A 9,585-nucleotide genomic window follows, 5' to 3' on the forward strand; every position below is an offset into this window, starting at 1 on the left:
CCAGTGCCCTCCTTTCGATAGTTTTATTATATTAGGTCGCACTCTATATGAGTGCGTGGATTGAAATCGCTTCCTTGTTGAATATTCCGAACATTGTTGTTCAGTCGCACTCTATATGAGTGCGTGGATTGAAATATGCCTTTAGCTCAAAAATATAAGAGCAAAACGCCGTCGCACTCTATATGAGTGCGTGGATTGAAATAATTTGGACAAGTCTCAACGGCTGGAACGAATCGTCGCACTCTATATGAGTGCGTGGATTGAAATCGGTACCAGTAGAATCAGTACAAACGCCTGTTACTGTCGCACTCTATATGAGTGCGTGGATTGAAATTTGACGAGGATACAGGTGAGGTTGGGCCAGGTCTGCGTCGCACTCTATATGAGTGCGTGGATTGAAATTAACATGTCTACGCTGGCGCAGATGTATCAAGGGTCGCACTCTATATGAGTGCGTGGGTTAAAATCGGGGCGCGGGTTGCATGTAACTGGCAATCCATGTCCACTCCACATGAAGATGTATTTTAAAACTCATTTTGTAAGTGTAATTCGAACTTAAAATATTTAATTTTGGTGTATGTCAAGAATCCTCAGAGAAAGAGCTCTGGGGATTTTTTTATGAGTGCTTGATTCGCTCAAAATATTGAATTTTTCTCTAAAATAATTTGTTTGGGAGGAAAATGTAAATCAATGTCGAAAAAAGTAAATAAGTCTTAGTTCAAGAGACTCATTCAGTGGAATGTATAGACTCATATAGGCCGAAATTAAAGGAGTGAAAAAATGGAGTATATCGCCCACATACGGGAAAGTGACCAAGTGATTCAGACGGTTGCTGAACATCTATTGGAAACTCGACAATTAGCAGAGGCCTTTGGTGATAAAATAGGCATACGACATATTACCGGACTCGCTGGTATGCTGCATGACTTGGGGAAATACACAGAAGAATTCCAGCATTACATACGTTTAGCCGTACAAAATCCTGACAATCCACCGAAACGAGGAAGCGTGGATCATTCTACCGCTGGTGGGAAGTTGTTGTACAAACTCTTTCATATCCAGCCTCAGGGGGCATTTGATCAGCAGGATTTCATGAACAAAGCTTTATTATCCGAAGTTGTAGGGAATGCGATTATTTCACACCATGCCTATTTACAGGATTTTTTAGATCCTACCCTGGAATCAAAATTTTTGGATCGGGTGCGTGACCGCGAATTAGAGGAATTTGATCATGCAGTCTCCCTTTTTTATGAACAGGTGATGGAGAAATCTGCATTTCTTCGATATGTGAATCAAGCTGGAACCGAGTTGGCTCATTATATGAAACGAGAGGATAAGACAGACATTGAACTCAAAATGATGTTCTTATCCAAGTTTGTTTTCAGTGCTTTGATTGATGCCGATCGCACGAATACCCGTTGTTTTGAAGAAAATAATGCTAAAAACGAGAAGAACAGCAAAGCACCGATGAATCGCCAACAGCTATTTCAAACGTATTACGAAAGACTAATGGAGCGTATTAACGATCTGCAATCAGGAGAGAACGCCGACACAACCATTAATCTGCTTAGAAAACAAATGTCCGAGCAATGTGAGCAATTTGCAGACAAGCCTTCCGGGATACATACACTTTCCATACCTACAGGGGGTGGAAAAACGCTGGCCAGTCTGCGTTATGCCCTAAAGCATGCAGTCACATTTGAAAAGAAGCATATCATCTACGTCGTTCCATTCACAACGATTATCGAACAAAACGCTCAGGAGGTTCGTGAAATTATACGGGATGACGCTAACCTTCTGGAGCATCATTCCAATGTGGTCATGAACGAAGTAGAGAACATAGATGGTGAGGATCATGAGCTTGAAGATGTTGTTGTGAATACGCATCAAAAATTAAAGCTGGCTAAGGATAATTGGGATTCGCCAATCATTTTCACGACTATGGTGCAATTTTTAAATGTGTTTTACGCAGATGGCAGCAGAAATATCCGTAGACTTCACAATTTGAGTGAGTCCGTCATTATTTTTGATGAAGTCCAAAAAGTTCCCACACACTGTATTTCTTTGTTTAATCAAGCGCTGAATTTTCTGAAAACATATGCCTCTTCAAGCATTGTTCTTTGCACCGCTACCCAACCGGAATTGGATTTTGTACACAACAAGCTGGACATTGAACCGGATACCGAAATGGTACATGATCTCGATCATGTTATCGAAAAGTTTAAGCGGGTTGAAATTGTTGATAAGGCGACGGATGATACTTTGGATACCGAGAAACTTGCCAATTTTGTTGAGCAAATACTTGCCGATGAATCAAGCATACTCGTTATTCTCAATACAAAAGCAGTGGTCAAAAATCTATATCACCGATTAACAGAAGGAAACGGTACCATCCCGGTTTACCATTTAAGTACCTCCATGTGTCCGGCTCATCGCAATCGCATATTGGAGGAAGTAAAACAACATCTGGAGCATAAAAAACCTGTCGTTTGTATTAGCACACAACTCATCGAGGCGGGAGTGGATATTAGCTTTGATTGTGTCATTCGATCCTTGGCTGGTCTGGATTCCATTGCTCAGGCAGCAGGTCGATGTAATCGCCATGGAAGAGATGGAACGAAGCAGGTGTATGTCATTGATCATGAAGAAGAAGATCTCAAGCGTCTCAAAGAAATCAAAATCGGTAAAGAGATAACCAGGAAAATGTTCATTGACTTAAAACGTGACGAAACCTGCTACGGTGGTAACGTATTATCTGCACAGGCCATGGAAATATATTTTAAAAAATATTATACCGAGCTGGAAACAGACTTGAATTACTTTATACCTCAGCTAAGAAGAAACATGACTGAACTATTATCTGCTAACCGCAGAGAGAATACGTATTATCGTTCTTATTACGATGAAAAAGGTACAATTCTTCCCTTATTCTTAGCGAATTGCTATAAGACAGCAGCAGAACATTTTCAAGTCATTGAGGATCATACGACTGCCATTATTGTTCCATATGGGGATGGAGACAAAGAAGGAAAGGAGATCATCGCTGATCTAAATGGACAGCAAAGCATAGAGGATCTAACAAGCCTACTGCGCAGAGCGCAGCAATTCACCATTAATATATTCCATTATGAGAAAGAACAATTGGATCAGAATAAGGCGCTGGTTTCTTTTCTGGATGGTAAAATATTGGCTTTGACCGAGGGGGCCTATCATGATTCTTATGGGCTTAACCTTGAAAATGATAGTCCGCATGGTGGATTTTTTATTTAAGAAAGCTTTCATCTGGGACTTAGGGCTTGTTTTTTGCGTTGACTGAATATGCCGAAAGTAATATTCTGGTATTATATTTAGAAAAAAGACCTTGAAAGGAGGAAGCTACCAGTTGAGAAATTCAATTGAATTTAGAGTGTATGGAGATTATGCGCTGTTCACAGACCCGCTAACCAAACTGGGGGGGGAGAAACTAACATACAGTGTCCCAACCTATCAGGCATTAAAAGGGATCGTAGAAAGTATTTATTGGAAGCCTACGATTACGATGGTTATAGACAAGGTTCGTATTCTAAACGCAATCCGAATGGAATCCAAGGGGATTCGGCCCATTGAATATGGCGGCGGTAATACGCTTGCTAATTATACTTATCTCAAAGATCCTTGCTATGAGGTTCAAGCCCATTTTATTTTTAATCTGCATCGTCCCGAGATGGAATATGACCGTAATGAAAACAAGCATCATAACATCCTCAAACGCTCGTTGCTTGCGGGTGGACGCAGAGATATTTTCCTCGGTACACGAGAATGCCAAGCTTATGTGGAGCCTTGTGTTTTTGGTGAAGCACCCGGTTTCTATGATAGTTATGGCGAGATTCATCTAGGAAACATGGTACACGGTATTAACTACCCGGATGAGACAGGCAGGAATCAGCTGGAGGTACGCTTGTGGAATCCGGTGATGAAGGATGGAGTTATTGAATTTATTCCACCGGAGAAATGCCCACAAGTTCGCGTCATAGCAGAGATGCAGCCCAAACGGTTTGATGAAAATAATGTACAGTCCGCTGATGAGCTGCTTGCAGAGTGGGAGGGGTGGGGCATGAAATGAGCTGGCTGCTAAATTTATATGAAACATATAAATCGAATCTTGGCCGTGTGGGTGTGCCCGAGAAAAAGCGTGACGGTCGTGAATACACGCTGTTGCCCATCTCTCATACAACTCAAAATGCACAAATTGAAGTGGAAATTACGGAACAAGGTGATTTTCATTCAGCCAGAGTGCTGGACAAGGACGAGTTTAGCACATTAATTCCTTGCACAGAGAAATCGGCCAGTCGGGCTGGCTCTGTCGTAGCGCCTTATCCGCTGCACGATAAATTAAGTTATGTGGCCGGAGATTTTGTCGCATATGGGGGAAAAGTCAAAAAAGAAGAGCCCTTTGCGACTTACATTCAGCAGTTAGAAGGGTGGGCTAATTCAGAATATGCCACTCCCAAGCTGAAAAGCATCTATCGTTATCTTAGCAAGCGCCAACTGATTAAGGATTTATCTGATCATTCTATTTTATACCTTGATGAGAATCAACAGCTAATAACCAAGTGGGATAAGAAGTATGAGCGTTCACCTGGGGAAAAACCACGTATATTTACGGCAGTTCCCGGTGAACTGGAGAGTGCTTTTATTCGTTTTAATGTATATTCACCAGATAAAGCGTTAACTAAAATTTGGCTGGATGCAGAACTATATGATTCATTTATTAGTTACTACAGTCAGTTGCTGGGTGAAGAAGACATTTGTTATGTCACCGGAAAGCAACTCCCGAGCACAGACAAGCATGCAAACAAAATCAGAAATTCCGGAGATAAAGCAAAGCTGATTTCTGCTAATGATACAAGCGGGTTCACATTCAGAGGACGGTTTGCCGATAGCCATGAAGCAGCAAGCATCAGCTATGAAGTATCCCAAAAAGCTCATAATGCCTTAAAATGGCTGATTCATCGTCAAGGTAAAATTATGGATAATCGTGTTTTTCTCGTCTGGGGTAATGATGACCCGGATGTGCTGAGCTTTACCAACAATGACAACATCTTTGCAATGGGTTTTGGTCCTGAATCATCCCGGCCGACAGCAATCAAAAGTCATACGAACGAGGAGCTTGCTTTTGATCTGGCCAAAGCCCTGTCGGGCTATCGCAATAAACTGGCCGTCAAATCGACGTCCAAAGCAAACGTCAACATTCTAGTGCTTGACTCAGCAACAACAGGGCGCATGGCTGTTCTGTATTATCGGAATTTGGATAAAAAATTGTACTTTGACAAGCTTATTGATTGGCATTCAAAATGTGCCTGGTTACACCGTTACCAGAAGGACGAGCAAGGTGAGCTATTACAATTCTTTGGGGCCCCGGCGACCAAAGACATTGCTTTCGCGACATACGGCCCTAAGGCAAATGATAAACTCGTTAAAGGTCTAATGGAACGAATGCTTCCGTGTATCGTAGATGGTCGACCCGTTCCGCAGGATATTGTGAGGAGTGCTACTCACCGTGCCTCTAACCCGTTAGCTATGGACAAATGGGAATGGGAGAAAACATTGAGTATAACATGTGCATTGATTAACACACAGGAGGGATACAACGTGGCATTAGATGAAGAGATTAGGGATCGCAGCTATTTATTCGGCAGACTGTTGGCCATTGCTGATGTACTGGAACGAAATGCACTGGAGCGAAGTGGGCAGGATAGGGATAAAAAGCGTTCCACCAATGCCATACGCTATATGAGTGTATTTTCACAGCATCCGGAAAGAACCTGGAGAACGATTCAGAATGCCTTGCAGCCACACCAAGCTAAATTCGGCAAACAACTAAACTATTATTCCATTATGATTGATGAAGTTGCTTCAAAAATCCCGTTTGACGAATTTAATAACGAACCGCTAACTGGGAAGTATTTGCTCGGATTTTACAGCCAGCGCTATGAAATCTATCATAACACGGATAAAAAGAGACATGAGGGCAATAACGCAGGAGATGAAAACAACCAAGACGACAACATCCCAGGCATGTGAATGAATAGTGGTGGGTCGTAACAATCTTTTAAAATAAAAGGTTACATGAAAAGGAGAATCATCATATGTCTATACTGGATCATAAAATTGATTTTGCCGTTGTATTGTCTGTCGCGAAAGCCAATCCCAATGGAGATCCCCTGAATGGCAATCGCCCGCGGCAAAATTACGATGGTTATGGCGAAATTTCAGATGTGGCTCTGAAACGGAAAATAAGAAATCGTCTGCAGGATATGGGCGAATCTATCTTTGTTCAATCGAATGATCGGAAACTGGATTCTTTTCATAGTTTAAGAGAACGTGCCGAAGCGAACCCTGAGCTGGGAAAAATTTTTAAGAGCAAGGAAGGTTCAAGCGAGGAGTTTGCCAAAATGGCCTGTCAGGAGTGGATGGATGTTCGTAGTTTTGGTCAAGTTTTCGCATTCAAAGCGGCGGGTAAAGGGGCAGGAGTATCTGTGGGGATAAGAGGTCCTGTATCTATACATACGGCAACCAGTGTTCTTCCTATTGATATTACCAGCATGCAAATTACCAAAAGTGTAAACTCCGAGCCAGGAAGTGAAAAAGGTTCCGACACGATGGGGATGAAGCACCGTGTGGATTTTGGCGTGTACGTATTCAAGGGAAGCATCAATACACAACTAGCTGAAAAAACAGGGTTTACCAACGAAGATGCTGGAAAGATCAGGGAAGCACTGATTTCCTTGTTTGAAAATGACGTATCCTCCGCCCGTCCTGACGGTAGTATGGAGGTACATAAGGTCTATTGGTGGGAGCACAATTCCAAACTCGGAAAATACTCATCTGCTAAAGTACACCGATCTTTGGAAGTGAAACCGAAAGAAAATGTAAATGCGGCCGACAAATCTTTTGATACACATTATGAATGCATCCTCACTCCGCTCGAAGGCTTAGAGGTCCAAGAGTATGCAGGGCTATAATGAAGAAGATTATTTGCTGCTATCTGGTATACAGCATTTTAATTTCTGTAGAAGACAGTGGGCGTTAATTCATATAGAGCAGCAATGGGAAGAAAACGTGCGGACGATTGAGGGTAATCATTTGCACAGAAAAGCGGATCAGCCGATGATTCGTGAAAAAAGAGGGGATAAGCTCGTCGTACGCGCATTACCTGTACATTCCAGAGAGCTTGGGATCACTGGAATCTGTGACGTGGTAGAGTTTGCGCGAGATCCACTCGGCGTTCCGCTTGCAGGGGAGGAAGGTACGTACCTTCCTTTTCCTGTTGAATACAAGCGTGGTAAACCGAAACGAAATGATTCGGATCATGCTCAGTTAGTCGCACAAGTGATGTGTCTGGAAGAAATGCTCGTATGCGAGATTTCAAAGGGCTACTTTTATTACGACGAGATCAAACATCGCGTAGAGGTCATCATCACGGCGGCTGACCGGGAGCGTGTGCGCACAAGCTTGCAGGAGATGCGGCATTATTTTGAGCGAAACCATACACCTAAAGCCAAAGCGGGACCACACTGCCTGAGCTGCTCACTACATAACATATGTGTTCCCGAAATACTGAATAAAAAATCAGTTTCGAGCTTTATTGAAAGCAGGCTGGCTGAATGAAAAAACTACTGAACACATTATTTGTGACCATGCCGGATACGTACTTGTCACTAGATGGGGAAAATATCGTAATTAAACAAGAAGAGTCCATTCTTGCACGGTATCCTTTGCATAATTTGGAGGCGGTTTGCACTTTTGGCTACTCAGGGGTTAGTCCAGGCCTAATGGGAGCTTGTGCAACACGCAATATAGACTTAACTTTTATGACGCGAAGCGGACGTTTTTTGGCACGAGTTACGGGGGAAAGCCGGGGAAATGTAGTGCTGAGAAAAGAACAGTATCGGATTTCCGATGATGATAGAAGAAGCGCTCTGGTAGCCAGGAATATGATTACAGGTAAGATCTACAACCATAAGTGGATTTTGGAACGGGCGACGAGGGACCACCAACTTCGGATTGACACGGATCGCTTGAAGAAGGTGAGCACATCTTTAACAGAGATCATGAAGCAGGTCCGTGAAGTGGAGGAGCTAGACATTTTACGGGGCTTGGAAGGTACGGCGGCGGTTCAGTACAATTCTGTTTTCGATGAGCTGATCTTACAGCAAAAAGATAATTTTTATTTCCATGGACGCCATAAGCGCCCGCCATTAGATAATGTGAACGCTCTGTTATCCTTTGCCTATACACTGCTGTCCAACGATATGAAATCAGCCCTGGAGGCTGTAGGCTTGGATGCGTATGTAGGTTTTTTGCATCGAGATCGTCCGGGAAGAGCCTCCTTGGCACTGGATGTGATGGAAGAACTTCGAGGCGTATATGCCGACCGTTTTGTGCTGTCCCTGATTAACAAAAAGCTGATTCACGGCAAAGGATTTTACAAGAAAGAAAACGGGGCTGTTATGATGGACGATGATACGAGGAAAATCGTATTGAAGGCCTGGCAGGAACGGAAGCAGGACAAGATTATTCATCCTTACCTGAATGAGAAAATGTCCTGGGGATTGGTGCCTTATTCACAGGCTCTGCTCTTGGCCAGGCATATTAGGGGAGACTTGGACGAGTATCCTCCATTTTTGTGGAAGTAGGTGTGAACACTTGCTCATATTGATTACTTATGATGTAAGTACAGTAGACAGAGAAGGCAGAAAGAGATTGGCAAAGGTTGCGAAAAAGTGTGTTGATCACGGACAAAGGGTACAAAACTCCGTATTTGAATGTATTTTGGATTCAACCCAGTTCCGCCGTTTAAAATATGAATTAGAAGAGTTGATAGACAAAAAGGAAGACAGCCTGCGTTTCTACAACTTAGGTGATAACTACAAAAAGAAAGTAGAGCATATAGGGGCCAAAGAGGCTTACGATATGGAGAGTCCACTTATTTTATAAGGTGCGAATGTGAAGCTCACATAAAAACCCCGGGTCCTTCGCACCTCGAAAATTGTCGAAAATCAATTGAATCAATTACCTTTAGTAAAAGTCAATGGTTGATTCAAGCTTTTTTGGCATCAGTTTTTGCGACAATGTGTGGAATTGATATCATAAGGGTATGAATTACTGCATTTTCGCTGTCGCACTCTATATGAGTGCGTGGATTGAAATAGCCATTTTAGCCTGATAGTCAGCAATAAACTGATCGTCGCACTCTATATGAGTGCGTGGATTGAAATACTGATAATGATCCCCTCACTGTTGGCCAAGCCTTCACGTCGCACTCTATATGAGTGCGTGGATTGAAATTCTTCATCCTAATCTCTCCCTATCATTGTGTATTTTATAGTCGCACTCTATATGAGTGCGTGGATTGAAATTGCAGTATCATTGTTACAAGGCAAAATGTTAAACGTCGCACTCTATATGAGTGCGTGGATTGAAATAATTTCTGCACATACTCCAGCAAGGATTATATATTGTGTCGCACTCTATATGAGTGCGTGGATTGAAATGTATAGATGATAGTTGGATCGGCTACACTAAGTTGGACAGAAAAAATAA

The 9,585-nt window shown here is 42.6% G+C and carries 7 protein-coding genes and 2 CRISPR repeat arrays (1 of these 9 running past the window's edge); all 7 genes read left to right on the forward strand.

Annotated features, from left to right (window positions below):
• A CRISPR array of direct repeats spans window positions 1–467; the repeat unit is 32 nt; unit sequence GTCGCACTCTATATGAGTGCGTGGATTGAAAT (it extends 704 nt beyond the left edge of the window).
• 313 nt (window positions 468–780) lie between these two features.
• The 7 genes from L693_RS0108410 to cas2 all read left to right on the forward strand — a co-directional run bounded on the left by L693_RS0108410 (window position 781) and on the right by cas2 (window position 8,979).
• Window positions 781–3,270, forward strand: a complete 2,490-nt coding sequence (locus L693_RS0108410) for a CRISPR-associated helicase/endonuclease Cas3 (protein WP_025716881.1) — start codon at window positions 781–783, stop codon at window positions 3,268–3,270.
• Window positions 3,271–3,382: 112 nt separating this feature from the next.
• Window positions 3,383–4,102, forward strand: coding sequence for a type I-C CRISPR-associated protein Cas5c (cas5c, locus tag L693_RS0108415; protein ID WP_025716882.1), 720 nt, complete (start codon window positions 3,383–3,385; stop codon window positions 4,100–4,102).
• Entirely contained in the window at window positions 4,099–6,063 is a 1,965-nt protein-coding gene (cas8c, locus tag L693_RS0108420) for a type I-C CRISPR-associated protein Cas8c/Csd1 (RefSeq protein ID WP_025716883.1), read from the forward strand. Before cas5c ends, cas8c begins: the two co-directional genes overlap by 4 nt.
• A gap of 65 nt (window positions 6,064–6,128) precedes the next feature.
• On the forward strand, window positions 6,129–7,004 hold the full coding sequence (cas7c, locus tag L693_RS0108425; RefSeq protein ID WP_025716884.1) for a type I-C CRISPR-associated protein Cas7/Csd2: 876 nt from the start codon (window positions 6,129–6,131) through the stop codon (window positions 7,002–7,004).
• Window positions 6,991–7,650: a CRISPR-associated protein Cas4 gene (gene cas4 / locus L693_RS0108430; protein ID WP_025716885.1), complete on the forward strand. Its 660-nt coding sequence runs from the start codon at window positions 6,991–6,993 to the stop codon at window positions 7,648–7,650. Before cas7c ends, cas4 begins: the two co-directional genes overlap by 14 nt.
• Window positions 7,647–8,678, forward strand: coding sequence for a type I-C CRISPR-associated endonuclease Cas1c (cas1c, locus tag L693_RS0108435; RefSeq protein WP_025716886.1), 1,032 nt, complete (start codon window positions 7,647–7,649; stop codon window positions 8,676–8,678). The genes cas4 and cas1c overlap by 4 nt, the downstream gene beginning before the upstream one ends.
• A 10-nt stretch (window positions 8,679–8,688) precedes the next feature.
• Window positions 8,689–8,979, forward strand: coding sequence for a CRISPR-associated endonuclease Cas2 (cas2, locus tag L693_RS0108440; protein WP_025716887.1), 291 nt, complete (start codon window positions 8,689–8,691; stop codon window positions 8,977–8,979).
• Window positions 8,980–9,160: 181 nt separating this feature from the next.
• Window positions 9,161–9,536: direct repeats of the CRISPR family, unit length 32 nt; unit sequence GTCGCACTCTATATGAGTGCGTGGATTGAAAT.
• Window positions 9,537–9,585: the final 49 nt, after the last annotated feature.

Source organism: Paenibacillus sp. 1-18 (assembly GCF_000520755.1).
GTDB classification, from domain to species: Bacteria; Bacillota; Bacilli; order Paenibacillales; family Paenibacillaceae; genus Paenibacillus; species Paenibacillus brasilensis.